This is a genomic window from Streptomyces sp. NPDC002623 (assembly GCF_053592635.1).
Genome location: NZ_JBSFWB010000014.1, coordinates 133906 through 159424, shown reverse-complemented (window position 1 = coordinate 159424; position 25519 = coordinate 133906). Strand labels below are relative to the sequence as shown.

The following is a 25519-nucleotide window of genomic DNA, read 5'->3' as shown; positions in this document are numbered from 1 at the left end:
CGAAAGGAGATGACCAGTGATGCTCATGCGCACCGACCCGTTCCGTGCACTGGATCGACTCACCCAGCAGGCGCTCGGTACGAGGTCCTGGACCACCGCCATGCCGATGGAGGCATACCGCGCGGATGACGAATTCGTGGTCCACTTCGACATCCCGGGTGTCGACCCCGAGACCATCGACCTCGACGTCGACCGGAACGTCCTCACCGTCCGCGCCGACCGCCGCTCGCCGGCACCCGATGGTGCACAGTTGATCGCGGCCGAGCGCCCGACCGGGACGTACAGCCGCCAGCTGTTCCTCGGCGACAGCCTCGACACCGAGCGGATCGACGCCTCGTACGACGCCGGGGTCCTTACGCTCCGCATCCCGGTGGCCGAGCAAGACAAGCCGCGGAAGATCCAGATCTCGGGCGGCGAGCCTTTGAAGCAGATCGACGCCTGAACCGGGCTGCACCCGGCTCCCGGCAGGAGCCCTCGCTTTGCACTGCCGGGGGCCGACAGCCGACCCATCCCGTCCACGCACCGTCTGACATCTTCGCCGCCGCCTTTGGCCCGGAGCTCGGCGAACGGAACGAAAGGGAAGGGATACCGGAGATGCGATGGAGCGAACTCGTGGAGGAAGTGCGCGAGCGCGGGGAGTACCCCACCACCAAGGAGGCCGAGCGGATCACAAAGATCGTGCTCTCCACACTGGGCGGGCACCTGACCGGTCCGGCGAAGGCCGATCTGGTCAAGCGGCTGCCTGTCGAGGCCGCCACGGTCATTGCCGAGCAGGTACCCGTCATCAAGCCGCTGACCGGTGCGCAGTTCGTCGACAATGTGGCGGCCCGGATCGATGGAGCCACTCCCACGACTGCCCGCTGGGACGTCAGCTCGGTCCTGAGTGTGGTGGCGGACGCTGCGGGTGACGAGCTCACGGAGCGCATTATCCGCCTGCTTCCGCCCGGATACGCCCTGCTGTTCGGTCGGATCCAGCTTGCGGCCTGATCGCCTGCCGCCCAACCCCGCCGAGCTGCGGAAACTGCCCGCACGGGAGGTGTGCTGGTGCCGAGCAACGATCAGTGGAGGTGGGTGACCTGGCCTGCCACCGCCCCACGGGGCGCATCAGCCCCACGGGCCTTGCGGTTGTACATTTCCTCGTCCTTGCGATGGACATTCCTCTCCGAGAGGGGTGATGGCGATGTTCCTGTCCATAGCGTCATCGGCCCTCAAGAGGTGCTGGCAAGCCCTGTTGAGGTGTGGGCAGATCTTCGAGTGGTGGGGGGACGCCTTCGAGAGGCCCGGGAAGGTCCGGACTACATTGGATGACCTGATCACGGATGTGATCCTGCGGCCCCTGCGAGGAAGCCCCGCCCCAGTCAGCACAGTTGGCTCCGTGGAGCGGCACCAAAACGCCGACACCAGAACTGCGTATGTCCGAACCGGCTTAGCCCCGGGCTTTCACGAGGTGGTCTGTCCGAGACTTGATCGCAAACGCGAGAAGTGCTCCTGACCTGCAATGCCGGTGATTTAGGGCATCAGTGCAGGTAGAGCGTGTGCTGATAGCTGTTTTGGGTGAGCTGCCCCTGGGTGCATGGGGAGATCCGCACGATCACCGTCTACCAGGCGCTGTGTGCGCTCAAGGTCCACGCAGCCGAACAGGGAGAGATCGATCCCGACCAGATCTCCTTCACCACGGTGGAGCGGCTCGCCCGGCTCACCACTGCCGGACAGGCCGCAGCGAACCCGCAGGCCCTAGGCGCCGCCCGACTCGAAGTCGTCCAGGAACTCCTCAACGACCTCCTGCCCCACGCCGCAACCGCCGCTGCCAACGGTTGAAAAACCACCGAGGAACACGTTCGAAGCCAAACGCCGGGACCCCGCCCTCCCAGCCGCGTCAGCTACTCACTCAAAGTCACACGGAACCCGGGACACCCGCCCTCACCTGCAGAAGCGTCTAAATCACTGGCATTGTCCTGACCTGGAACGATAGGACTTGTCGAGAGTCCAGATCGTGCCGTGGAAAGAAGCACTTCTCAGGTGAAGAAGCACACCGGGTCGTACCCGCGTGTCCGCGTTGAGGGCAGCGGTCGTGGAGTGGTCTCGCAGGCCGGGACCGTGCTGCTGGTGGAGACAGTCCGCAAGACGGGCCTGGATACTGCGATATCTGCGGCTCTGGCACCTGGCGCAAGCCGCGGGCGGTGCACGACCCCGGCAAGATCCTTCTGGATGTGGCGCTTGCGCTCGCCCTCGGTGGCGACTGCCTGGCCGACATTGGCATGCTGCGGGTCGAGCCGGCCGTGTTCGGGCCGGTGGCTTCGGACCCGACAGTCTCCCGACTGATTGACACGCTCGCAGCAGGCGGCCAACTCGCCCTGAACGCGATCCGCAGCGCCCGGTCCCAAGTGCGTCAACATGTATGGAAGTTGGCTGGCATGTCGGCGCCGGATGCGACCGGTTCTGTGACCGTGGACCTGGATGGCGTCCTGGTGATCGCGCATTCCGACAAGGAAGACACGGCTGCGACCTGGAAGAAGACCTTCGGCCACCATCCGCTGATGGGCTTCGTCGACCATGGGACGGGCGGGTCCGGCGAACCGGTGGCCGGTCTGCTCAGGCCCGGAAACGCCGGCAGCAACACCGCCGCCGATCACATCACGACCACCCAACTGGCCCTGGCCCAGCTGCCCAAGCCCTATCGGCGCGGGCGCCGGACGCTGATCCGCACCGACTCCGCGGGCGGCACCCACGAGTTCGTGGCCTGGCTCGCGAAACGCGGACGGTGGCTGTCGTACTCGGTCGGCATGACCATCACCGACGCAATTCACCAGGCCGTACTCAAGGTGCCGCTCACGGCATGGACGCCGGCCGTCGAGCCCGGCGGAGAGATCCGCGACGGGGCCTGGGTCGCCGAACTCACCGGCGGCATGCTCGACGGCTGGCCGAAGGGCATGCGGCTGATCGTCCGGAAGGAACGACCGCACCCCGGCGCCCAGTTGAGGATCACGGATGCCGACGGCATGCGGATCACGTGCTTCGCGACCAACACCACCGGCCGGCCCATCGCCGAGCTCGAACTCCGCCACCGCCTGCGGGCACGGGCCGAGGACCGCGTCCGGGCTGCCCGCGCGACCGGCCTGCGGAACCTGCCCCTGCACGACACCGCGCAAAACAGGGTCTGGCTGGAGATCGTCCAGATCGCACTCGACCTGCTGGCCTGGATGCCGATGCTCGCACTGAACGGTCAGGCCCGGCTCTGGGAGCCCCGCCGGCTTCGGCTCCGGCTCTTCTCCCCAGCCGCCCAGCTCGTCACGACCGGCAGGCGTCGCATCCTCCGCATCGCCCGCCACTGGCCGTGGTCCGGCGAGATCACCACAGCACTCGCACGACTCGCTCTCCTACCGAAGCCCGGCTGACCAGCGACTTTACGTCCCGACGAGGAGCACCACCCCTACCGGAGTAGTGGAACCCGGCGCCCACCCGACGCGACAGTCGGGCCACCGGCCTGCCCACCCTCAGCCACCGAAAACGAAACGGTCCGCCGACTCCGTCGGCGGACCGTCAAGAAAGATCGAGGCTAGCGGCCGTCCACGGCAGAGTGCCAGAACCGGCTGCCAGCCGAGCGTCGGGGCGAGGTCCCGCTGATCGGCGGTTGCCAGCTCGCCGAAGCGCGGCTGAGGATTCACTCGGCAGTGATCAGACGCGTCATCTTGATGCGGAACTCCTCGAGACCCGGCGGGCGGACCCCCTGATCCCGGCCGGCCCGGTTCATCAGCGCCTCCTTCAAGAGCTGATGCTTTCCGAATACTCTCGTCTTGGCCTGCAGAGCGCCGAGAAGTCTCTTCGGCTCAACTAGGTCTATCCACTTTTCATCCCAGCGACCCCGGGCCAACTCCTGTTGCTCAGACAAAATTGCATCCCATGCAGCGGCGCGGTTCTCGTAAACGCGAGCACAGGCGATATCGAAATCGGGGGCAGAGTTGAAATTGCTCCGACGGGGCGGGGGATGGAGGCGATTTCTTGCCGCATGGGCGAGTGTCTCGGCTACTTCATTCATGAATTGGGCGGCCAACTCCCGAAGCATCTCCTCCACATCCTCATCCGAGATTCTGCGGCCAACCGTTTCTAGGGAAACGGAAGAGATGAGGGGTGGATGAAGCAGCATACTTTCGAGTGTTCGACGAGGCCAGACGTGAAGGTTCGGATAAGCGACGGAAAGACGCTGGACCTCTTCTGCGGTCATTAGGTCGCGATCCAACAGGCAGAGTCATGGCAACTGAATTACGCTCGCCGCCAAGGATCGATGATGACAGTTGTGTGAGTGCCTGCGCCGCTCGGCGTTCGCCGGCTGTAGTTTCTGCAGCCAGGCGGCAACACGCTGGAACTGTCCGTAGAACCGGTGGGCACCCCGGTGCCGAAGACTGAGTGAAAACTTGCTGGTCAGGGAATATCCATGAGGCCGTACTCACCCTGGAGCGGCAGCGCTGAAGAAGCTCAATTACCTTTGGTATGTCGGCTTCGCCATCCTCACCTTTCGGAGTGCAGGTGTTGGATCCAATCACCGCCAAGATCGCCGCGAGTGTCGCAGCCTCACTACTCGGCCAGGCCGCCAAGCGGATCGGTGCAGCCGCGTTCGGCAAGCCCGAGACGCGCGCCGCGGAGAAGGCGATCCGCCGGGCTATCGACCAGGGAGTCGAGGAAGTCTGCGCAGACGGGCTGCCGGCCGAGGTCGTGCAGCACGTCCTGCTCATGATCCACAACTTGGTTGAGGAACAGCACGACCTCGGCGCCGACCTGCTCGGCCAACGAGACGACGACGCCGCCTTGCGGTACTGGACCGAGGCCGCCGAGGAGGCGGGATGGGATCTGGCCACCTTCCCCGTTCACTTCCCGGACATCGTCACTCGCATCACCCGGCACATCCCCAACGAGATTCGTGCCATGGCCGGCGAGGCAGAGAGCCCGCTGCACAACCGCGTCGTGCTCGCTGTTCTGGAGAAGGTGGAGTCACAGCTGGCCGACCTGCAGCGGCTGAACACGGCTGCCCTGTCGCGTGATGTCCCGCTGGCCGACCCGCTCCGTGAGACGCTGGAACGGGCCAAGGCGGCCTGCAAGGCCACCGACTCACGTTTCCTCACGCCGCACCTGCTCCTCGCCCTGATTCGGTCGCCCTCGACCGCCGTCCGTGCCCTGTTCGACCAACAGCGAGCCGGGCTTGCGGGGGAGATCGAGGGCTCACTGGCCGACTATGTCGGCGGGCACCCGGTGGCAGGCTTCGTTGACTTCGACTGGCGTGAACGCTCGGAGGTCCAAGCCGCGCGGGTCGTAGCGATCCGACTGGGCGCGGCGGTCGTGACCGACCGACTCCTGCTCCTCGGCGTTCTGGAGACACCCTCCACGACCCGCCGGCAGCTCATCGCTTGGCTCGGGGACGAGCTACTCGCCGCGGTAAAACGGGGAGTACTGAACTCCCCGGCGGGCCAGACGTTCGTCACGCCGGGCGTCGTCTTCGAGGCGCAGGGCGAATAGCCGTCATGGACCCTTCAGCCACCCCCGGTGAGATCTTCGTTCCCCGCAAGCCGAGCGGGACCCGCACCCGGCTGGTGACCGATGGCAAGGTGACCCGCGAAGTGCGGATCATCGGACGCCTTGGGCCGGCTTACGAGGTCTTCGACATCCAGAACGGCGGACATGGCGAAATCTACTTCTGTGTCCCGACGGGCGGAACGGACCCACGCTTGGCCGTCGTCTGCAAGCGGGTCCCCCGTCAGGTGCTGCTTGACCCGGTACGCCGCCGCGCGTTCTCGCGGGAGTGCCTGCTGGCGGTACGACTGGCAGCCCTCCCCGGCTTCGCCTCCAGCCACATCCTCCGGATGAACGGCGTCCCTGTTCTGGTCACGCCGGCGGTGTTGCGCGGTGACGACGGTGTGGTGAACCTGCGGGATGTCGTCGAGGGCCCTCAGCTGCCCGTCCCTGTGGTGGGCTTTCTGGCATGGGCGGTCGCTGAGAGCATGTCCACGGCGCTTCACGTCCACCCCGATTTCGTCCACGGTGATCTGAAACCCGAGAACATCCTGGTGCAGGCGGGAGCACCGCTGATCACCGATCTCGGTCTCGCCAGCACCCTCCGGCACGGGTGGGGACAGGACACCCTGCCCGGTACGCCCCGGTATCTTGCACCGGAAGCGCGGCGCCCGGACGCACGGCTTACCCGGGCGACCGATATCTATGCTTTCGGCGTGATTCTGCGGGAGATGCTGGGCAACTGCCAGGCGGCCGACGCCGGCCCCCACACGACCGCGTTCGACCTGATCAACGAGCTGGCGTCGCAATGCACAGCGGACGACCCAGAGCGGCGGCCCACCGGGTTCCCGGAGATCGCCCAACGTCTAAAGCAGACGTTCGACAAGTCGGACCCAGCTGTGAAGAAGCGATACGACGTCTATCAGATGCTCGCCATAGTGTCCGTCAGCTATTCCGCTGTCTTCCCCGACTTCGAGAGCTTGGTCCGCCTGGAGGAGTGGGACCTGCTCCACGAGGCGATCGAGACCCAGCCTGCCGAGGAGCGCTCCACCAGCACCTGGCACATGCACGGACTTGCCCTGACGCGCATGGGCCGGGATGCCGAGGCGTTTGAAAGCTTCCTGAAGGCGCTTGCACGTGCGGAGTGGGAGATCGAGAAGACCGGCCGGCCGTTGATCTACGGCCCCGACGAAGACGCCATCTGGAGCATCCGGTTCGACATCGCTGTGCTCTTGGTGAACATGGAGCGCTTCCGCAAGGCCGAGGAACTGGGACGGGAACTCGTGGCGACTGCCGCCTCAGACGACGCGGCCAGGCGCGCCAAGGGCATCGTCGCGGTGGCCCTGATCCATTCCGGTCGGCTGGTCGAGGGTGAACAGCTGCTCATCACCTCTATGACGGGCGAGGGCAACGAAGAACGCCTGTCCGAAGGGTTCCGGGGTCTCAGCGAGCTGCGGCTTCGGCAGGGGCGGCCGGATGAGGCGATTGAGGCGATGCAACGGGCTGTGCAGCTCACGCCCGGCCGGGCCTCACACCACCGGCGCTTGGGCGAATTGCTTGCCCAGCTTGGCGAGCCAGGTCTGGCGGTCGCCGCCTTCGACCACGCCATGCTGTGCGGGGACCTGACCCGGGATGTGCTCGCAATGCGGCTGGCCTGCGAGATCGTCACCGACGACAGGGTGCCAGAGTCATACCGTGCTGAGGCGGAGCGCCAGTTCGGCGTCGAGCAGGTCGATAACGCCTGGCAGACCGTCCTCGACCTCGTGGCAAACGCGCGAGAACTGGAGCCGGCTGAAGTCGCTGCTTCAACAGCAGCCGGTCCGTTCGGCCAGACGCTCAACTACGGCGAGCTACAGGTGGAAATCGATGACTCGGGCTTCTACACCTTCGATTACTACGTCGACGGTGACGAGGCAGACCTCGTTGGCGACTTCACCGCCCGCTACCGCGAGATGGCAACGATGATCACCCAGGCGACCATGAGGGGCGCCCCCATCCTCTGCACCCAATGCTCCGGCTGCGGGACCGAGATCCTGACGAATCGGCCTGTGGGCGCTGCTATCACCTGTGCCCGTTGCGACGCCAGCCACGAGGTCTCCCCTCTGCTGGACGAGCCGCACCGGGAGCTCCACGACACCATCGGCCGGGCTCTGGACCTGACCGAGGTGCCTGCCGACGGCCAAGGCCGCTGCGTCGTTGTCCAGCCGTGGGAACCCGGTACCGAAGAGCAGGCCGAGCGCGTCCACGAGGCCGCCCGGCGGCACGGGCTGGAGCCGGTGCCCCCGGAGCACGCTGCCGTCGTCTTGGCCCACATGCGCGGGATATCCGGGGGTCATTTCGCGTTCCACCACCAGCCCATCGGCGCAATCTACCGGTTCCCGAAGGGAAGCCAGCACATCCTGCGGATGGCGCCAGCACCGGTCGAGGATTATCTGGCGGAGGTTCGCAAGATTTTCGGGTGCCCGGTGAACAGCTCGTCCTACCAAATCGACTACACCCGCGAGGATCCGGACGGGCTTATCTGGGCGGACCGGCTCGACGAGGCCGCGGAGCGGGCGCACGCCGATCCCGACATCGACAGCCGCCGAACCACGCTCATCCTGCTATCCCAACTCCGGCTCAGCCGCGGACAACCAGAGATCGCCCTGGATCTAGCCGATGAGGCGGTGCGGCTTGACGGCGAGGACGAGAATGCCTGGATCGCCAAGGGCTACGCCGAGCTGGTGCGCGGTGATGTCACCGCCGCAAGGGGGAGTCTGCGGCAGGCGCTGCGCGTCAACTCCGCGTCTAGCGGTGCCACTGCGCTGCAGGCCACCATCGAACAATTCAGCGGCGACGAGAACGCACGGTTCACGCTAGCCCGGGCAGTCACCCTCGGCGCCGTCTTTCGGCCGCCCGGCTGACCATGCTGGTCTCGACAACGGTCATTTGGACCTGTGCCCGCCCTTCCTGGGGGGGGGCACACATTCGGTCACCTGGTGGCGTCGAGCTTTGGGTAGGGAAAGCCCGCCGGCATGAGGGAGCGCTGTTCCTTGTTCAAGCGAGGCCGCAACAAGCCGCTGGATGAGTTCACCAACGCCGAGCGGATCGCCCTATGGGATACGGCTCGGGCCGACATCAGGGACTTGGAGGTCCGGCTGAAGCGCGGGGCGGAACTGCTGGAGAAGGGGCGAGACCCTCGCGATGACGGCGACTGGCAGAACATCGCGGATCTGGTCTGGGCGGCGAGGCACGGAGTGCTGACCACACACGCCCTGTTCGACAACCTGCCCAAGCACACCAAGTGGTGGCCGCAGCATCTGACCGCGCTGCTGCCGCCGGATCGCGGCCGCAACGCATCCGGCCGGTCCGGCCTGGTCAACGCGATCGGCAGGATGCTCTTCCCGAACGAGCTGGACTTGATGCCCTTCCGCGTTCTGCGGCTGGAGATGCCCGACGCCACCCGGGAGGAGGTGCACGACCTGATGCGGGACGAGATCGAGTTCACGCCCACCGGGGTGAGGGCCGTCCGGCGCAGGATGCGGGCCTGGCGGGTGAGGGCCGACTTTCACCCTGCGGCCGACGAGGAAGTGCCGCAGGGGTCCGAGGACGACAGCATCGTGGTCAGCGAGCACACCCCTACACCGGGGACGGAGCCTGGGGGGCCTGCTGAGTCCTCGGACGCGCTTGACCTCGCAGGGCACGTTCTCCCCACCACGATGCTCCTCCGCACGTTCCCGCGGAGGAGGCGTTCCTGCCGTTCGTGCTCCCTGTGAAGCCGGCAAAGCAGACCTGAAGCAGCGGCGATCACGGTGAACGACGCCGTCGTCGAACCAGCGCATCCATAGCACTCGGCTGGTCACGAGTTCATAACGGATCCCGTCTGTGGTTGAGACACCTCCTCGGGACTTCTGGCCAGCGCGACGACGCATCGCGAAGTCACCGGCTGAGACATAAGGCGTCCTGAGACACCCGAACTGTTCCTAACGCGATGCTCGTGACGCTCAAGGACCTGGTGCGACAGGCCCTGCGGATGCGGCCAGACCGACTCGTCGTGGGCGAGGTGCGAGGGCGAGAGGTCGTCGACCTCCTGGCCGCCCTCAACACGGGCCACGAGGGCGGCTGCGGCACGGTCCACGCCAACGCCGCATCGGACGTGCCCGCCCGGCTGGAGGCGCTCGGCACGGCGGCCGGCCTCGACCGGGCCGCGCTGCACAGCCAGTTGGCGGCCGCGCTGTCGGTGGTCCTGCACCTCGTACGCGACCCGGCCGGGCGGCGGCGGATCGCCGAGGTGCACGTGTTGGAGCGGGACCCGTCCGGGCTGGTGCGGACCGTGCCGGCGCTGCGCCGGCGGGCGGACGCGTTCGCCCACGAACGGGGCTGGGAGCGGCTGCGGGAGCTGCTGCGCGGCGACGGGGCCGAAGGGAACAGCGGGGACGAAGGGGCGGGTGGGTGCGATGGGTGAGGTGCCGATGGCTGCGGCCGTGGCCTGTGCCGGGGCGGCGGCCTGGCTGATGGGCGGACCGTACTCAGGTGCCAGGCGGGCGCAGTTGCTGCTCGCCGGAGGCGGGGTCGCCGACTGCGGCCCCCTGCCGTGGTGGCAGCCGGCCGAGGAGGTGCGCAGGCTCCGGGCACGGTGGAAGCCCGAGTGGTGGGCACCGGTCGCCGGACTGGTCCTGGCGCTGCTGGGCGGCTCGGTGCTGCCGGTCGTCGCGGGGGCGGCCGGGGTGCCTCTGCTGCGCCGAGCACGGCGGGCCGCCGACGCTCGGCGGGCGGGGGAGCGCCGGGGGGACGCGGTGATCGCGCTCTGCGCGACGCTGGCCGGGGAGGTGCTCTCCGGTCGGCAGCCCGGGGAGGCGTTGCAGCGGGCCGCGCGGGACTCCGGAGGGCTGGGTGAGGCGCAGCCCGCGGTGTTGGCGGCGGCACGGTTCGGCGGGGACGTACCCAAGGCTCTCGCGGTCGCCGCACGGCAGCCGGGGGCCGACGGGCTGCTGGGACTCGCCGCGTGCTGGCGGGTCGCCGTGGACCAGGGCGCGGGTCTCGCGGCCGGACTCGACCGCCTCGAAGAGGCGTTGCGTGCCGAACGGGATCAACGGGCCGATCTGCGGGCCCAGTTGGCGGGCCCTCGCACCACGGTGGTGATGCTCGCCGGGCTGCCGGTCCTCGGCCTCCTGCTGGGCGTGGGGCTCGGAGCCGACCCGCTGCACGTCCTGCTGCACACCGGAGCGGGGCTGGGCTGTCTGCTCGTCGGCGGGGTCCTGGAGGGCGTGGGGACGTGGTGGGCCCTGCGGATCGTGCGCAACGCGGAGGCGACGTGAAGGGGGCGATGCCGACAGCGGGCGGCGAGAGGCGGATGACGTGGGCGGCATTGACGGCGTGGACAGCGGCGATGGGCGGTGGGTGACATGGACGGAGGCGGCATGAGCGTGGAAGTTGTCCACAGGCTGGGGGCGACCGTGGGGATCCTGGTGACCCTCTGGTGGCTGGCGCGGTCGCTGGCGACCGGCCGGCGCGAACGCAGGGCACGACGGCGTCTGGCCGAGCTGCTGTCCACGGCGACGGAACCGGACGTCCGGCGTTCCGGTGTGCGGGACGCCGTGGGGCGGTGGCTTCCGGAGGCCTTGGTGGCGGGTGCCGGATGGGTGGTGGTCGGCGGTGTCGCCGGTCTCCTACTGGGGCTGGCCGGGGCGGTGGGGCTGGGGCGGTGGCGGCGGCGTCAGCGTGCGGGGGCGGAGACCGGTGCGGTGAGCGAGGCCGACGCCCGGCTCGCCGCCCGGCAACTCCCCCTGGCCGCCGACCTGCTGGCCGCGTGCATCGCGGCCGGCGCCGGACCGGTGATCGCGGCACAGGCCGTGGGTGAGGCGCTCGGGGGTCCCGTCGGGGAGGGGCTGGCGCGTGGTGCCGCCGAGGTGCGCCTGGGCGGCGAACCGGCCACCGCGTGGCGGCGGTTGGCGTCGATGCCGGGCGCGGCGGCCCTGGCCCGGTTGCTGGAGCGGGCCGACGTCTCGGGGCTGCCGGCGGCCGGACCCGTCGCCCGGCTCGCCGCAGACACCCGTGCCGAGTGGACGCGTACCGCGACTGCTCGGGCGCGGCGGGCGGCCGTCATGGTCACCGCGCCCGTGGGGCTGTGTTTCCTGCCCGCCTTCATCGCGGTCGGTGTGCTGCCGATCGTCATCGGGCTCGCGGGCGGGGTGCTGGGAGGAGGTGCGCCATGAGAGAGCGATGAGTGCGCACGCCCTGGGAGCGGGGCGGCAGCGCGAACAGCAAGTGACTAACGGAACCAACATAACCAACAGAATCAATACGTACAAAAACATCGAAAACGCCAAAAACCATAACCAGCAGATCAAATAGGTCCAACAGTTCTGAATCTCACGGGGGTTGAAATGTGCAAGGCGGTATGGGCGCGGCTGCGGGCTGTGATGTGCAGGGCGCGTGCGGCGCGGAGGGACGCGGGGATGGTGACGTCCGAGTACGCGATGGGGATCGTGGCGGCCGTCGGTTTCGCCGTGCTGCTCCATCAGGTGGTGACGAGCGACGTGGTCGGCGCTCAACTGCAGGCACTCGTGAATCGGGCACTCAGTGCGGGGGCGTGAGCTGCGGCGCGCTCGTCGGCGGGTGTGCGGCGGGGACCAGGGGTTCGTGACGGCGGAGTCGGCCGTGGTGCTGCCGGTGCTGGTGGCGTTCGCGATGGCGCTGGTCTGGGGGCTGCTCGTCATGGCGGCTCAGATCCAGTGCGTGGACGCGGCCAGGACCGGTGCCCGGGCGGCGGCTCGGCAGGACCCGGCCGACGCGGTCCTCCAGGTGACCCGTGGGACGGCGCCGCGCGGGGCGGAGGTGACGGTCCGCCGGGAGGGGGACCAGGTTCGTGTGGTCGTCGTGGCGAAGCCGCCCGTGCTGCGAGGGCTGCCCTTCGAGGTGCGGGAGGAGGCCGTTGCCGCGGCGGAGGAGGCCGTGGGGACGGCAGGCGGGGAGACAGCGCCATGAAGGGCCGTCTCTTCGGAGCCGGAGGGCTAGCGCGTCACGGGGAAGCCGATCGTGGCTCCGCGACCGTCTGGAGCCTCGGTGCGATCGCCGTGCTGTGTGTGGTGTTCGGCGTCGTGCTCGCCCTCGGGCAGGCGGTGGCGGCCCGGCACCGGGCCGCGGGCGGCGCCGACCTCGCGGCGCTGGCGGCAGCCGGCCACTGGTCCGACGGCGGCGCGCAGGCCTGTGCGCGGGCGGACCGGGTGGCTCGGGCGCAGGGCGCGCGACTGGTGCGATGCGCCGTCGTCGGTGAGATCTCGGACGTGACGGCGGCTTCGGGGCGGGGCATGTTCGCGGCCGAGGTCAGGGCGCGGGCGGGCCCGGCGGATGCGGTGCCCCATCAGCCTCCGTTGCCTTCTCCGTTGCCTCCTCCGATGTCTCCTTCGGTGTCTCGGTCGGTGTCGCCTCCGCCCCCTCCACCTGCTCCACCTGCTCCTCAGGCCTCCCCTCAGGCCTCTCCTCAGGCTTTTTCTCGGGCTGCTCCGCAGGCTTCTCCTCAGGGGCCTCCCGCAGGAGTTCCGTGAGCAGGCGTACCGCGCCCCTCTTGTGCAGCGGGTCGTTGCCGTTGCCGCACTTGGGGGACTGGATGCAGGACGGACAGCCGGCGTCGCACTCGCAGGAGGCGATGGCCTGCCGGGTGGCCGTCAGCCAGGAGCGGGCCGTGTGGAAGGCGCGCTCCGCGAAGCCCGCGCCGCCGGGATGGCCGTCGTAGACGAAGACCGTCGGGAGGAGCGTGTCGGGGTGCAGCGGGACCGACACGCCGCCGATGTCCCAGCGGTCGCAGGTCGCGAAGAGGGGCAGCATGCCGATCGAGGCGTGTTCGGCGGCGTGCAGGGCCCCGCCGAGGATCTCGGGGTTGATCCGGGCGGCGTCCAGCTGGTCCTCGGTGACCGTCCACCACACGGCACGCGTGCGCAGCGTCCGAGGAGGGAGGTCGAGCTTCGACTCGCCCAGGACTTCACCGGTGATGACACGTCGACGCAGGAAGGAGACGACCTGGTTGGTGACTTCGACGGAGCCGTAGCACAACCGGCCCTGGCCCCAGGGGATTTCGACGTCCGTCTCCAGGACGGAGATCGACGTCGTGTCGCGGGCGACCGTCGAGTACGGCGGGTCGGCCTGTTCGACGAGGGCGACGGAGTCCTCCAGGTCCAGGGAACGCACGAGATACGTGCGGCCCTGGTGGAGGTGGACGGCGCCCTCGTGGACGGCGGTGTGGGAGGCGCCCGCGTCGACCGTGCCGAGCAGTCGGCCCGTCCCGGCCTCGACGACCTGGACCGGTCGGCCGCCCCCGCCGCGGATGTCCGTGAGGTCGGCGGCCCGTTCCCGGCGGGTCCAGTGCCAGGCTTTGGTCCGGCGCCGCAGCAGCTTCGCGGCCTCCAACTGCGGCAGCAGGCCCTCGGTCTCGGGGCCGAACAGGGCCAGGTCCTCCTCGGTCAGGGGGAGTTCGGCGGCGGCCGCGCACAGGTGCGGGGCGAGCACATAGGGGTTGTCGGGGTCGAGGACCGTCGACTCCACCGGGCGGTCGAACAGCGCCTCGGGGTGGTGGACGAGGAAGGTGTCCAGCGGGTCGTCCCGGGCGATCAGCACGGCCAGCGCGCCCTGTCCGGACCGGCCCGCCCGGCCTGCCTGCTGCCACAGGGACGCGCGCGTGCCCGGGTAGCCGGCGATCAGGACGGCGTCGAGGCCGGAGACGTCGATGCCGAGCTCCAGGGCGGTGGTCGCGGCGAGACCGAGGAGTTCGCCCGAGTGCAGGGCCTGCTCCAGGGCGCGGCGTTCCTCGGGGAGGTAGCCGCCGCGGTAGGCCGCGACACGCCGGGCGAGCGAGCGGTCGACCTCGGCGAGGCGTTCCTGGGCGATCACCGAGATCAGCTCGGCGCCGCGCCGGGAGCGGACGAAGGCGACGGTGCGTACGCCCTGAATGGCGAGGTCGGTCAGCAGGTCGGCGGTCTCGGCGATGGCGGTACGCCGGACGGGTGCGCCCTTCTCGCCCGCCATCTCGGTGAGCGGGGGCTCCCAGAGGGCGAACACCAGTTCACCGCGGGGTGAGGCGTCGTCGGCGACCTCGACCACCGGGAGGCCGGTGAGGCGGCCGGCGGCCACCGAGGGCTCCGCGGCCGTCGCGGAGGCCAGCAGGAAGACCGGGGAGGCGCCGTAGCGGGCGCACAGCCTGCGCAGACGGCGCAGCACCTGGGCGACGTGGGAGCCGAACACGCCGCGATAGGTGTGGCACTCGTCGATGACGACGTACTTCAGGGACTTCAGGAAGGAGGACCAGCGGGGGTGGGACGGCAGGATGCCCCGATGCAGCATGTCCGGGTTGGTCAGGACGTAGTTGGCGTACTGGCGGATCCACTCCCGTTCCTCGAACGGGGTGTCGCCGTCGTAGACGGCCGGCCGCACGGAGTTGCCCAGAGGTTGTGAAAGTTCCTTCACGGAGCGGCACTGATCGGCCGCCAGGGCCTTGGTGGGGGCCAGGTAGAGGGTGGTCGCCCCACGGCCGTTGGGGGCCTCCGAGCCGTCCAGGAGGGCCGAGAGGACGGGTACCAGGTACGCCAGCGACTTGCCGGAAGCGGTGCCCGTGGCGACGACCACCGAGTCGCCGTCCAGCGCGTGCTCGGCGGCCCGGGCCTGGTGGGCCCAGGGGTGTTCGATGCCGCGGGCCTGCACGGCCGCGATGACCTCGGAACGAATCCGGTCCGGCCAGATGGCATGGCGACCCTCGCGCGGGGGCAAGTGCTCCGTATGAGTGATGCGCGATGCCCGGCTCGGTCCCGGGGCGAGCCGGTCCAGGAGCGCGCCCGGAGACAGCCGGGGCGCGGCCTCGGGCAAGGGGCGATCGGATCGGTGATTCTTGGCCATCGGCACCGAGTGTGTCACTGGCGTGACGGACAATGGGGCCAAGGCGTCGTGCACGCCTGCCGGTAAGTGATTGAATGCCATCGCGGCTGGCGTACCGTCCCGGGGACTCCTGCCCAGGTGTTCCGAGGGGCGACCGCTCGATAGCAAGGTGCTGGAGGATCCGTGGACCTGTCTCTGTCGACCCGTACCGTCGGCGATCGTACGGTCGTCGAGGTCGGTGGCGAAATCGACGTATATACCGCGCCCAAGTTGCGCGAGCAGCTGGTCGAGCTGGTGAACGACGGGAATTTCCACCTCGTCGTTGACATGGAGGGCGTGGACTTCCTCGACTCCACCGGGCTCGGCGTGCTGGTCGGCGGACTGAAGCGGGTGCGTGCCCATGAGGGTTCGCTCCGCCTGGTCTGCAACCAGGAGCGTATTTTGAAGATCTTCCGCATCACTGGTCTGACCAAGGTGTTTCCGATCCACACCTCGGTCGACGAAGCGGTCGCTGCCACCGACTGACCACCCCGTTCCGGGCCCGCGCGGCCCGGCACGGCTGGTTGAACGAAGTAGGGGGACCGGGCTCGGTGGCCCGGCCCCCCGACAGCACGCCCGTAGTTCCGAGGGGGACGTATGGCCACCGTTGAACTCCGCTTCAGCGCGCTGCCCGAGCACGTCAGGACCGCCCGACTGGTGGCGGCAGCGGTTGCGCGCAGGGCCGGGGTGGACGAGGCCGTCCTCGACGAGGTCAGGCTCGCCGTCGGCGAGGCCTGCACCCGCGCCGTCGGACTGCACCAGACGGGCGGTATCTCCGCGCCGGTGAAGGTGCTGCTGATCGAGGAGGAGAAACAGTTCTCCATCGAGGTCGGCGACGAGGCGCCACGCTCGGCGCCCGGTGACCGGGCGCCCGGCTCCGGCGCCGAGGCCGACGCGGAGGCCGAGGAGGACGAGATGGGCCTCGCGGTCATCAGCGGCCTCGTCGACGACGTGGAGGTCACCGCCGGCGAGCACGGCGGACTGATCCGTATGACCTGGCCGAGCACGTCGGCGACTGCGGCGCTGTCCTGACCCGTCGCCCGTCCTGACCCGAGCCTCGCGATTCACTCACCCGAAGGGCCCTACCTCGTAGGGCCCTTCGGCATGTGCGGACCTCGGTGACCGCGCTTACAGTGGTTCCGTGAAATGAATCTTGGAGTCTCGGGATCTTGGAATCCCGGTGCAGTGAATCTTGCCGCGAATATCGTGAATGAATTCACGAACGACAATGCCTTGAAGGCATTACCGTGCTGGATCATTCAGGATCATGCGGGTTTTGCGTGCGAAGGCGAATTCCGTTTGCCGCACACTGTTTTGATCAGGTTCCGGTACCTACAATCCGTCCACATCTTGAGCTCAGCCCAAGCGTCAAGGAGGACGAATGGCGGGGCTTTCTACCCCTCATCGGTTGGACCACTCCACAACCTTCGCAGCCGCAGTGCTGACCGACGGCAACCGCCTGCTCGTGGTGGTCATCGCGGTCGTGGCACTGGCCGCGCTCGTGGTCGCGGGCGTGCTACTGCGCCAAGTGCTCGCGGCGGGCGAGGGCACCGACAGCATGAAGAAGATCGCAGCGGCCATCCAGGAAGGCGCCAACGCCTATCTGGCCCGGCAACTGCGCACGCTCGCCGTTTTCGCCGTGGTCGTGTTCTTCCTGCTCATGCTGCTGCCCGCGGACGACTGGAACCAGCGCGCCGGACGATCGGTGTTCTTCTTGATCGGCGCCGCGTTCTCGGCGGCCACCGGCTATATCGGCATGTGGCTCGCCGTGCGCAGTAATGTGCGTGTCGCCGCGGCGGCCCGGGAAGCGACTCCGGCAGCAGGCGAACCGGAAAAGGATCTCACCGCCGTCTCGCACAAAGCAATGAAGATCGCATTCCGTACCGGCGGCGTCGTCGGCATGTTCACGGTGGGGCTCGGCCTGCTCGGCGCCGCGTGTGTGGTGCTGGTCTACGCGGCCGACGCGCCGAAGGTGCTCGAGGGCTTCGGGCTCGGCGCGGCACTCATCGCCATGTTCATGAGGGTCGGCGGCGGCATCTTCACCAAGGCCGCCGACGTCGGCGCCGACCTGGTCGGCAAGGTCGAGCAGGGCATTCCGGAGGACGATCCGCGCAATGCCGCGACCATCGCCGACAACGTGGGCGACAACGTCGGAGACTGCGCCGGCATGGCGGCCGACCTGTTCGAGTCGTACGCCGTGACCCTGGTCGCCGCGCTGATCCTCGGCAAGGCGGCCTTCGGCGACGCCGGGCTCGCCTTCCCGCTGCTCGTCCCCGCGATCGGCGTGCTCACGGCCATGGTCGGGATCTTCGCGGTCGCCCCGCGCCGCACCGACCGCAGTGGCATGTCCGCGATCAACCGGGGCTTCTTCATCTCCGCGGTGATCTCGCTCGTGCTGGTCGCGGTCGCCGTCTTCCTCTATCTCCCCGGAAAGTACGCCGACCTCGACGGCGTCACCGACGCGGCGATCCAGAGCAAGAACGGCGACCCGCGCATCCTCGCCCTCGTCGCCGTGGCGATCGGCATTCTCCTGGCCGCCGTCATCCAGCAGTTGACGGGCTACTTCACCGAGACCACCCGCCGACCGGTGCGTGACATCGGCAAGTCGTCGCTGACGGGCCCGGCCACCGTCGTCCTCGCCGGTATCTCCGTCGGGCTCGAATCGGCCGTCTACACCGCCCTGTTGATCGGCCTGGGCGTGTACGGGGCGTTCCTGCTCGGCGGCACGTCGATCATGCTGGCGCTGTTCGCGGTGGCGCTGGCCGGCACCGGTCTGCTCACCACGGTCGGCGTGATCGTCGCGATGGACACCTTCGGGCCGGTCTCCGACAACGCCCAGGGCATCGCGGAGATGTCCGGAGACGTCCAGGGCGCGGGCGCGCAGGTGCTCACCAACCTCGACGCCGTCGGCAACACGACCAAGGCCATCACCAAGGGCATCGCCATCGCCACCGCAGTCCTGGCGGCGTCGGCGCTCTTCGGGTCGTACCGGGACGCGATCACCACGGGTGCGCAGGACGTCGGCGAGAAGCTCTCCGGGGAGGGCGCGCCGATGAGCCTGATGATGGACATCTCGCAGCCCAACAACCTCGTCGGCCTGATCGCGGGCGCGGCGGTCGTCTTCCTCTTCTCGGGGCTGGCGATCAACGCGGTGTCGCGGTCGGCGGGTTCCGTGGTGTTCGAGGTGCGGCGGCAGTTCCGCGAGCACCCGGGGATCATGGACTACAGCGAGGAGCCGGAGTACGGCAAGGTCGTCGACATCTGCACCAGGGACGCCCTGCGCGAACTCGCGACCCCCGGGTTGCTGGCCGTGCTGGCGCCGATCTTCGTCGGGTTCACCCTCGGCGTGGGCGCGCTCGGCGCGTTCCTGGCGGGCGCGATCGGCTCGGGCACGCTGATGGCGGTGTTCCTGGCCAACTCCGGCGGCGCGTGGGACAACGCCAAGAAACTCGTCGAGGACGGCCATCACGGCGGCAAGGGCAGTGAGGCGCATGCGGCCACGGTGATCGGCGACACGGTCGGCGACCCGTTCAAGGACACCGCGGGTCCCGCGATCAACCCGCTGCTCAAGGTCATGAACCTGGTGGCGCTGCTCATCGCGCCGGCCGTGATCAAGTTCAGCTACGGCGAGGACAAGAGCATCGGTGCGCGGATCCTGATCGCGCTCCTGTCGCTCGCCGTCATCGTCGTCGCGGTCTATGTCTCCAAGCGGCGTGGCATCGCCGTGGGTGACGAAGACAACGCCGGCACCTCGGCCAAGTCGGCCGATCCGGCGGTGGTTTCGTAGACCTGCTCGACGGTGCCCAGCTCAAAGGGCGGGCGGTCGACGCGTGTTGACGCGTCGACCGCCCGCTGTGCTGCGGGTGTGCCCGAGCCGTGAGCCTTCTCTCTCTTGGTGCAAATGGCTTCAATAATGCCTATAGCGGACATCCGTTCTGGGGGTGTCGCCCGGTTGGCGTGTATGTTCCGGGGCCGAGAGCCATGGAAGGGACCAAACCGGTGAACAAGAAGCTCGCGGCCGTACTGTCCGGCGGTGCGGTACTGGTACTGGCACTGTCCGGATGCAGCAGCGACGACGGCAACAAGGAGCTCGACGCCTGGGCCAAGCAGGTCTGCGACGCGCTGCCCGCCCAGGACGCGAAGGTCGACGCCGCCAACGACGCGATCAAGCAGGCCGCCACGGACAACAACGCTCCGGCGAACGTCCAGAAGACCGACTCGCAGGCCTTCCAGGACATGTCCGACGCCTACAACGCGCTGGCCCAGGCCGTCCAGACCGCCGGGGCCCCGCCCGGGGTCGACGACGGCGAGAAGAAGCAGAAGGACGCCGTCGCGGCGCTCACCACCCTCTCGACCTCCTACGCCGGCCTGAAGAAGCAGGTCGACGCGCTGGACACGAAGGACCAGGCGAAGTTCGCCGACGGTCTGCAGCAGATCGCCACCGAGCTCGGCACCCTCAGCAAGAGCGGCAACACCGCGCTGAAGAACCTCGAGCAGGGCGACGTCAAGGACGCCATGGCCGGCCAGGAGAGCTGCAAGAAGGTGGCCGCCTCCGCCTCGGCCCGCGCGACGACCAGCTGAAGCCGGGTGGCCGGGACGCTCCGGGATGCGCCGGGAGAGGCCCGGGGCATCCTCCGGGGCGGCCGACCCGGGCGGTGACGCAGACACCCGAGGGGTGACGGGAGACAATGGGGGGCGTGAGTAACGCCACCCGGTCCCCCCTGCCCTCCGCCGACCGCCCCGAGGTCGCCGCCCGGCTGCGGGAGGCCCTGCTCGCGGCCTCCTTCACCGCGGACGGTCTCCTCGAGCTGCTCGGCGCCCCCGCCTACGCGGCCCTGGCGCGCAGCGAGACCGTGCCCGCGCTGCGCGCGACCCGCGGGGACACCCCGCTGGAGACGCTCGTCCGCCTCTTCCTGCTCCAGCAGCCGGTGCCGCACGCACGCGTGGAGGAGTTTCTGCCCGTACGCGCGTGCGTGGAGAGCGGCTGGCTGCTTCCCGCCGGCCCGGACGAGGTGGCCGCGACCGTGGACGTACGGCCGTACGGCGGGCCGGGCGGCGAGGACTGGTTCATCGTGTCCGACCTGGGGTGCGCGGTCGGCGGCGCGGGCGGCATCGGCAGCAAGGACGAAGGCGTCGTCCTCGGCGTCGGCGGCGCGTCGACGACCCTCGCCGGCATCACCGTCCGCCGGCCCGTCTCCGCCGCCCTCGATCTCGGCACCGGGTCCGGCATCCAGGCGCTGCACGCCGCCCAGCACGCCACGCGCGTGACGGCGACGGACCTCAACCCGCGCGCGCTGCACATCACCGCGCTCACGCTCGCACTGTCCGGAGCCCCGGCCGCCGAGCTGCGCGAGGGCTCGCTGTTCGAACCGGTCCGGGACGACGAGAAGTACGACCTCATCGTGTCGAACCCGCCGTTCGTGATCTCGCCGGGCGCCCGGCTGACCTACCGGGACGGCGGGATGGGCGGGGACGATCTGTGCCGCTCGCTCGTTCAGGGGGCGGGGGAACGGCTGAGCGAGGGCGGGTTCGCGCAGTTCCTCGCCAACTGGCAGCACGTGGAAGGGGAGGACTGGCAGGACAGGCTCAGGTCGTGGGTGCCGCGCGGGTGCGACGCGTGGATCGTGCAGCGCGAGGTGCAGGACGTCACGCAGTACGCCGAACTCTGGCTGAGGGACGCCGGTGACCACCGGGGCGACCCGACCGAGTACCAGGCGCACTACGACGCATGGCTGGACGAGTTCGAGGCGCGCAAGGTGAAGGCCGTCGGCTTCGGCTGGATCACGTTGCGCAGGACGGCGTCCGCGGAGCCCGTGATCACGGTGGAGGAGTGGCCGCACCCGGTCGAACAACCGCTCGGCGACACGATCATGGCGCACTTCGATCGGCTCGACTACCTGCGCGTGCACGACGACGCGGCCCTGCTCGCGGGGCGCTTCCGGCTGGTCACGGAGGTCGTCCAGGAGCAGGTCGGGCTGCCCGGCGCCGATGATCCGGAGCACGTCGTGCTGCGCCAGCACCGCGGCATGCGGCGGGCCACCAAGGTGGACACGGTCGGCGCGGGCTTCGCGGGCGTGTGCGACGGCTCGCTGAGCGCCGGCCGCATTCTCGACGCCATCGCCCAACTGGTCGGCGAGGACGCGGTGTTGTTGCGGGACCGTACTCCGGCGCAGATCCGTCTGTTGGTGGAGCAGGGGTTCCTCGAACCGGCGGAGTGAGCCGGCGAGAACGGGGAGGGTGACCGGAAAGCATCGTGTCGGGTTCCCGGAGGGGCACGCAGCCCAAGTCGCCACTCGCACCCCGCACCGCCGGTCCGGCGTGCCCTGCACCGCCGGTCCGGCGCGTCAGAACCCGCCGGTCCGGCGCGTCACATCTCGCCAGACGGGCGCGTCACCCCTGGCTGGTCCAGCCCGCCCGCCCGGCCCGCGCGGCCCGCCCGTCCGGCGCGTCGCATCTCGCCAGACGGGCGCGTCACCCCTCGCTGGTCCAGCCCGCCCGCCCAGCCCGCCCAGGCCGCCCAGCGCCCCGGTCGACGGCTCGCCGCGCCTCTCGCCCCCGCCCGTAGTCCCGGCGTTAACCTCGGGTTCGCCGGGGTGCCGCCCGCGCGTGACAACCTCCCGGGGCCAAGGCTGCGCGTGGAGAAAAGGGGCGGGGACGATCATGGAGACTGGGCCGGCGATCTTCGCGGGAGTGGTGTTCGCCCTGTTCGGGGCCGCGCTGCTGGTGTGGACCGCGGTCCGGGTGCGACAGCGTGAACCCGTGGCGCAAGGTGTGAGCCCCGTCGCATCGGCGACCCTCGCGACCCTGGCCGCCGTCGTCGCCCTGGCCGCCGGGGCGTGGTGCTTCACCCGCCTCTGAATCCGCCTTCAAGGCCACCTCCGAGGCCATGTTCGAGGATCCCGTCGGTTCCCCGTGCAAGCCGCGTGAGCGTGGTCACGGCGATAAAGGGGAGGACGCCTTCCGGTCGTACGCAAAAGGGCTGGTCGGTACTCCGGGCGGCAGGAATGGCGGTAGTCGGGTTACCGTTCGAGTGGCCGTTGCGGGCTTTTCCCGTTTGACACGGGGGCGGGATGTACCGTCACACTCCGCAGCGTCACCATGACCCGACCCCGGGAGCAAGGCCTGGGGAGGCCCCAGAGTCGACCGGAGAGAAGAGCGAAGTTGTCCCCGACCAGCGAGACCGCGAAGGGCGGCCGCCGACTCGTGATCGTCGAGTCGCCTGCCAAGGCGAAGACGATCAAGGGTTACCTCGGCCCCGGCTACATCGTCGAGGCCAGCGTCGGGCACATCCGCGACCTTCCCAACGGTGCCGCGGAGGTGCCGGACCAGTACACGGGTGAGGTCCGCCGTCTCGGAGTGGACGTCGAACACGACTTCCAGCCGATCTATGTCGTCAACGCCGACAAGAAGGCGCAGGTCAAGAAGCTCAAGGACCTGCTGCGAGACTCCGACGAACTCTTCCTCGCCACCGATGAGGACCGCGAGGGCGAGGCCATCGCATGGCACCTCCAGGAGGTGCTGAAGCCCAAGGTCCCGGTCAAGCGGATGGTCTTCCACGAGATCACCAAGGCCGCGATCCAGGCCGCCGTCGCCAACCCGCGCCAGCTCAACCAGAAGCTCGTCGACGCCCAGGAGACCCGCCGCATCCTCGACCGCCTCTACGGCTACGAGGTCTCGCCGGTCCTGTGGAAGAAGGTCATGCCGCGCCTGTCGGCCGGCCGCGTCCAGTCCGTCGCCACCCGGCTCGTCGTGGAGCGGGAACGCGAGCGCATCGCGTTTCGTTCTGCTGAGTACTGGGACCTGACGGGCACCTTCTCGACCGGCCGCGCCGGTGACCAGTCGGACCCGTCGTCGCTGGTCGCCCGCCTGCAGGCCGTCGACGGCAGGCGAGTCGCGCAGGGCCGCGACTTCGACTCCGTGGGACAACTCAAGAGCGCGAACATCCTCCACCTCGACGAGGCGAACGCCCGCGCCCTGGCCGCCGCCCTGGAGAACACGCGGTTCGCCGTCCGGTCCGTCGAGTCCAAGCCCTACCGCCGCTCGCCGTACGCCCCGTTCCGTACGACGACGCTGCAGCAGGAGGCCAGCCGCAAGCTCGGCTTCGGCGCGAAGGCCACCATGCAGGTGGCGCAGAAGCTGTACGAGAACGGCTTCATCACCTACATGCGTACGGACTCCACGACGCTGAGCGAGACGGCGATCACCGCCGCCCGCGCCCAGGTCACGCAGCTGTATGGCGCCGACTACCTCCCGGCCCAGCCGCGGACGTACGCCGGCAAGGTCAAGAACGCGCAGGAGGCGCACGAGGCGATCCGCCCCTCGGGTGATCGTTTCCGCACGCCTGCCGAGACGGGCCTGACCGGCGACCAGTTCAAGCTCTACGAGCTGATCTGGAAGCGGACGGTCGCCTCCCAGATGAAGGACGCGGTCGGCAACAGCGTCACGGTGAAGATCGCCGGCGCCGCCGCCGACGGCCGGGACGTCGAGTTCAGCGCCTCCGGCAAGACGATCACCTTCCACGGCTTCCTGAAGGCGTACGTCGAAGGCGCCGACGACCCGAACGCCGAGCTGGACGATCGCGAGCGCCGCCTGCCCCAGGTCGGCGAGGGCGACGCGCTGTCCGCCGAGGAGATCACGGTCGACGGGCACGCCACCAAGCCCCCGGCCCGCTACACCGAGGCCAGCCTGGTCAAGGAGCTCGAAGAGCGCGAGATCGGCCGCCCGTCGACGTACGCGTCGATCATCGGCACGATCCTCGACCGCGGCTACGTCTTCAAGAAGGGCACGGCGCTCGTCCCGTCCTTCCTCTCCTTCGCCGTGGTCAACCTCCTGGAGAAGCACTTCGGGCGGCTCGTCGACTACGACTTCACCGCGAAGATGGAGGACGACCTCGACCGCATCGCCCGCGGCGAGGCGCAGTCCGTGCCGTGGCTCAAGCGGTTCTACTTCGGCGAGACGACGCCTGACAGCGGCTCCGCCGCCGACGCCGGCAACGGCGACGGGGACCACCTCGGCGGTCTCAAGGAACTGGTGACCGACCTGGGCGCGATCGACGCCCGCGAGGTGTCGTCGTTCCCCGTGGGCAACGACATCGTGCTGCGGGTCGGCCGCTACGGCCCCTACATCGAGCGCGGCGAGAAGGACTCCGAGGGCCACCAGCGCGCGGACATCCCCGAGGACCTCGCGCCGGACGAGCTGTCCGTCGAGCTCTCCGAGGAGCTGCTCGCCAAGCCGAGCGGCGACTTCGAGCTGGGCGCCGACCCCGAGTCCGGCCACCAGATCATCGCCAGGGACGGCCGCTACGGCCCGTACGTCACCGAGGTGCTCCCCGAGGGCACCCCGAAGACCGGCAAGAACGCCGTCAAGCCGCGTACGGCCTCGCTGTTCAAGTCGATGTCGCTGGACACGGTGACGCTGGCGGAAGCCCTCAAGCTGATGTCCCTGCCCCGGGTCGTCGGCAAGGACGCCGAAGGCGTGGAGATCACCGCGCAGAACGGCCGCTACGGCCCGTACCTGAAGAAGGGCACGGACTCGCGGTCGCTGCAGACCGAGGACCAGCTCTTCACGATCACGCTCGAAGAGGCGCTGGAGATCTACTCCCAGCCCAAGCAGCGTGGCCGGGCCGCCGCCAAGCCGCCGCTGAAGGAGCTGGGCACGGACCCGGTCAGCGGAAAGCCGGTCGTCGTCAAGGACGGTCGCTTCGGGCCGTACGTCACCGACGGGGAGAGCAACGCGACCCTGCGCTCCGGCGACAGCGTCGAGGAGATCACCCCGGAGCGCGGCTACGAGCTGCTCGCCGAGAAGCGCGCCAAGACGCCGGCCAAGAAGACGGCCAAGAAGGCGCCCGCGAAGAAGGCGACGACGGCGAAGAAGGCCGCCCCGGCGAAGAAGACGGCGGCCAAGAAGACCGCCGCCAAGACGACGACCGCGAAGAAGACGGTCGCCAAGAAGACGGTCGCCAAGAAGGCTGCGGCTTCTCCGTCGGACGACTGACCTGTCGGACGACTGATCCGGCAGACGACTGACCCGTCGGCCACGGTTCCTTCACAGCGGGTTCGCTGAACGAACGCCCCGGCATCACTTTGGTGTCGGGGCGGTCGTACGTGCGGACGGCGGCCACAGGCTGTCAGTCGCG

General features: G+C 69.3%; 19 protein-coding genes and 3 pseudogenes. 20 read left to right on the top strand and 2 right to left on the bottom strand.

Annotated features, from left to right (window positions below; all coding sequences use genetic code 11):
- Positions 1-19 precede the first annotated feature (19 nt).
- The 4 genes and pseudogenes from ACWD4O_RS25490 (at position 20) to ACWD4O_RS25475 (ending at position 3395) form a co-directional block, all read left to right on the top strand.
- Positions 20-442, top strand: coding sequence for an Hsp20/alpha crystallin family protein (locus tag ACWD4O_RS25490; RefSeq protein ID WP_451283140.1), 423 nt, complete (start codon positions 20-22; stop codon positions 440-442).
- A gap of 170 nt (positions 443-612) precedes the next feature.
- Positions 613-987: a DUF2267 domain-containing protein gene (locus tag ACWD4O_RS25485; RefSeq protein ID WP_451283139.1), complete on the top strand. Its 375-nt coding sequence runs from the start codon at positions 613-615 to the stop codon at positions 985-987.
- 582 nt (positions 988-1569) lie between these two features.
- Positions 1570-1818, top strand: coding sequence for a hypothetical protein (locus ACWD4O_RS25480; RefSeq protein ID WP_451283137.1), 249 nt, complete (start codon positions 1570-1572; stop codon positions 1816-1818).
- A 201-nt stretch (positions 1819-2019) separates the two neighbouring features.
- Positions 2020-3395: pseudogene (locus ACWD4O_RS25475) on the top strand (IS1380 family transposase).
- A gap of 266 nt (positions 3396-3661) precedes the next feature.
- On the opposite strand, the gene ACWD4O_RS25470 reads toward ACWD4O_RS25475, so the two are convergent.
- On the bottom strand, positions 3662-4222 hold the full coding sequence (locus ACWD4O_RS25470) for a hypothetical protein (protein WP_451283136.1): 561 nt from the start codon (positions 4220-4222) through the stop codon (positions 3662-3664).
- Positions 4223-4527: 305 nt separating this feature from the next.
- On the opposite strand from ACWD4O_RS25470, the gene ACWD4O_RS25465 reads away from it, so the two are divergent.
- The 9 genes and pseudogenes from ACWD4O_RS25465 to ACWD4O_RS25425 form a co-directional block, all read left to right on the top strand.
- The gene (locus ACWD4O_RS25465; protein WP_451283134.1) at positions 4528-5508 is read left to right on the top strand and encodes a hypothetical protein; all 981 of its coding nucleotides are present in this window, start codon (positions 4528-4530) and stop codon (positions 5506-5508) included.
- 5 nt (positions 5509-5513) lie between these two features.
- Positions 5514-8405 carry a protein kinase domain-containing protein gene (locus tag ACWD4O_RS25460; protein WP_451283132.1) on the top strand — a complete coding sequence of 964 codons (2892 nt, stop codon included), beginning with the start codon at positions 5514-5516 and terminating at the stop codon, positions 8403-8405.
- A 129-nt stretch (positions 8406-8534) separates the two neighbouring features.
- Positions 8535-9257 (top strand): hypothetical protein, encoded by a 723-nt coding sequence (locus tag ACWD4O_RS25455; protein ID WP_451283131.1) that lies wholly within the window; start codon positions 8535-8537, stop codon positions 9255-9257.
- Between the two features lie 212 nt (positions 9258-9469).
- Positions 9470-9946: pseudogene (locus tag ACWD4O_RS25450) on the top strand (ATPase, T2SS/T4P/T4SS family); the annotation flags it as partial.
- Positions 9939-10799 carry a type II secretion system F family protein gene (locus tag ACWD4O_RS25445; protein WP_451283129.1) on the top strand — a complete coding sequence of 287 codons (861 nt, stop codon included), beginning with the start codon at positions 9939-9941 and terminating at the stop codon, positions 10797-10799. The pseudogene ACWD4O_RS25450 and the gene ACWD4O_RS25445, both read left to right, overlap by 8 nt.
- Positions 10800-10901: 102 nt before the next feature.
- Entirely contained in the window at positions 10902-11696 is a 795-nt protein-coding gene (locus ACWD4O_RS25440; protein WP_451283127.1) for a type II secretion system F family protein, read from the top strand.
- Between the two features lie 171 nt (positions 11697-11867).
- On the top strand, positions 11868-12077 hold the full coding sequence (locus ACWD4O_RS25435) for a DUF4244 domain-containing protein (protein WP_451283126.1): 210 nt from the start codon (positions 11868-11870) through the stop codon (positions 12075-12077).
- Positions 12078-12123: 46 nt separating this feature from the next.
- On the top strand, positions 12124-12468 hold the full coding sequence (locus tag ACWD4O_RS25430; protein ID WP_451283124.1) for a TadE family type IV pilus minor pilin: 345 nt from the start codon (positions 12124-12126) through the stop codon (positions 12466-12468).
- Positions 12465-12866 (top strand): annotated as a pseudogene (locus ACWD4O_RS25425) (Rv3654c family TadE-like protein); the annotation flags it as partial. The gene ACWD4O_RS25430 and the pseudogene ACWD4O_RS25425, both read left to right, overlap by 4 nt.
- Here ACWD4O_RS25425 and ACWD4O_RS25420 read toward each other — a convergent pair.
- Entirely contained in the window at positions 12808-15447 is a 2640-nt protein-coding gene (locus tag ACWD4O_RS25420) for a DEAD/DEAH box helicase (RefSeq protein ID WP_451283122.1), read from the bottom strand. The pseudogene ACWD4O_RS25425 and the gene ACWD4O_RS25420 overlap by 59 nt on opposite strands.
- Before the next feature lie 81 nt (positions 15448-15528).
- On the opposite strand from ACWD4O_RS25420, the gene bldG reads away from it, so the two are divergent.
- The 7 genes from bldG (at position 15529) to topA (ending at position 25377) form a co-directional block, all read left to right on the top strand.
- The gene (gene bldG / locus ACWD4O_RS25415; protein ID WP_009189842.1) at positions 15529-15870 is read left to right on the top strand and encodes an anti-sigma factor antagonist BldG; all 342 of its coding nucleotides are present in this window, start codon (positions 15529-15531) and stop codon (positions 15868-15870) included.
- Positions 15871-15981: 111 nt separating this feature from the next.
- The gene (locus ACWD4O_RS25410) at positions 15982-16416 is read left to right on the top strand and encodes an ATP-binding protein (protein ID WP_451283120.1); all 435 of its coding nucleotides are present in this window, start codon (positions 15982-15984) and stop codon (positions 16414-16416) included.
- A gap of 349 nt (positions 16417-16765) precedes the next feature.
- Positions 16766-19171 (top strand): sodium-translocating pyrophosphatase, encoded by a 2406-nt coding sequence (locus ACWD4O_RS25405; RefSeq protein WP_451283118.1) that lies wholly within the window; start codon positions 16766-16768, stop codon positions 19169-19171.
- Between the two features lie 194 nt (positions 19172-19365).
- Positions 19366-19965, top strand: coding sequence for a small secreted protein (locus ACWD4O_RS25400; RefSeq protein ID WP_451283117.1), 600 nt, complete (start codon positions 19366-19368; stop codon positions 19963-19965).
- A 107-nt stretch (positions 19966-20072) separates the two neighbouring features.
- Positions 20073-21602, top strand: coding sequence for a DUF7059 domain-containing protein (locus tag ACWD4O_RS25395; RefSeq protein ID WP_451283115.1), 1530 nt, complete (start codon positions 20073-20075; stop codon positions 21600-21602).
- Between the two features lie 442 nt (positions 21603-22044).
- On the top strand, positions 22045-22242 hold the full coding sequence (locus ACWD4O_RS25390) for a hypothetical protein (protein ID WP_450952127.1): 198 nt from the start codon (positions 22045-22047) through the stop codon (positions 22240-22242).
- A gap of 303 nt (positions 22243-22545) precedes the next feature.
- A complete protein-coding gene (gene topA, locus ACWD4O_RS25385; protein ID WP_451283112.1) occupies positions 22546-25377 on the top strand; it encodes a type I DNA topoisomerase in 2832 nt (943 codons plus the stop codon).
- Positions 25378-25519 lie beyond the last annotated feature (142 nt).

Bases quoted from the DNA above. Each gene is read 5' to 3' on its own strand.
- ACWD4O_RS25490 (WP_451283140.1), top strand. From the start codon at position 20: ATGCTCATGCGCACCGACCCGTTCCGTGCACTGGATCGACTCACCCAG.
- ACWD4O_RS25470 (WP_451283136.1), bottom strand. From the start codon at position 4,222: ATGACCGCAGAAGAGGTCCAGCGTCTTTCCGTCGCTTATCCGAACCTT.
- ACWD4O_RS25460 (WP_451283132.1), top strand. From the start codon at position 5,514: ATGGACCCTTCAGCCACCCCCGGTGAGATCTTCGTTCCCCGCAAGCCG.
- ACWD4O_RS25445 (WP_451283129.1), top strand. From the start codon at position 9,939: ATGGGTGAGGTGCCGATGGCTGCGGCCGTGGCCTGTGCCGGGGCGGCG.
- ACWD4O_RS25440 (WP_451283127.1), top strand. From the start codon at position 10,902: ATGAGCGTGGAAGTTGTCCACAGGCTGGGGGCGACCGTGGGGATCCTG.
- ACWD4O_RS25435 (WP_451283126.1), top strand. From the start codon at position 11,868: ATGTGCAAGGCGGTATGGGCGCGGCTGCGGGCTGTGATGTGCAGGGCG.
- ACWD4O_RS25420 (WP_451283122.1), bottom strand. From the start codon at position 15,447: ATGGCATTCAATCACTTACCGGCAGGCGTGCACGACGCCTTGGCCCCA.
- ACWD4O_RS25410 (WP_451283120.1), top strand. From the start codon at position 15,982: ATGGCCACCGTTGAACTCCGCTTCAGCGCGCTGCCCGAGCACGTCAGG.
- ACWD4O_RS25405 (WP_451283118.1), top strand. From the start codon at position 16,766: ATGGCGGGGCTTTCTACCCCTCATCGGTTGGACCACTCCACAACCTTC.
- ACWD4O_RS25400 (WP_451283117.1), top strand. From the start codon at position 19,366: ATGGAAGGGACCAAACCGGTGAACAAGAAGCTCGCGGCCGTACTGTCC.
- ACWD4O_RS25395 (WP_451283115.1), top strand. From the start codon at position 20,073: ATGGGGGGCGTGAGTAACGCCACCCGGTCCCCCCTGCCCTCCGCCGAC.
- ACWD4O_RS25390 (WP_450952127.1), top strand. From the start codon at position 22,045: ATGGAGACTGGGCCGGCGATCTTCGCGGGAGTGGTGTTCGCCCTGTTC.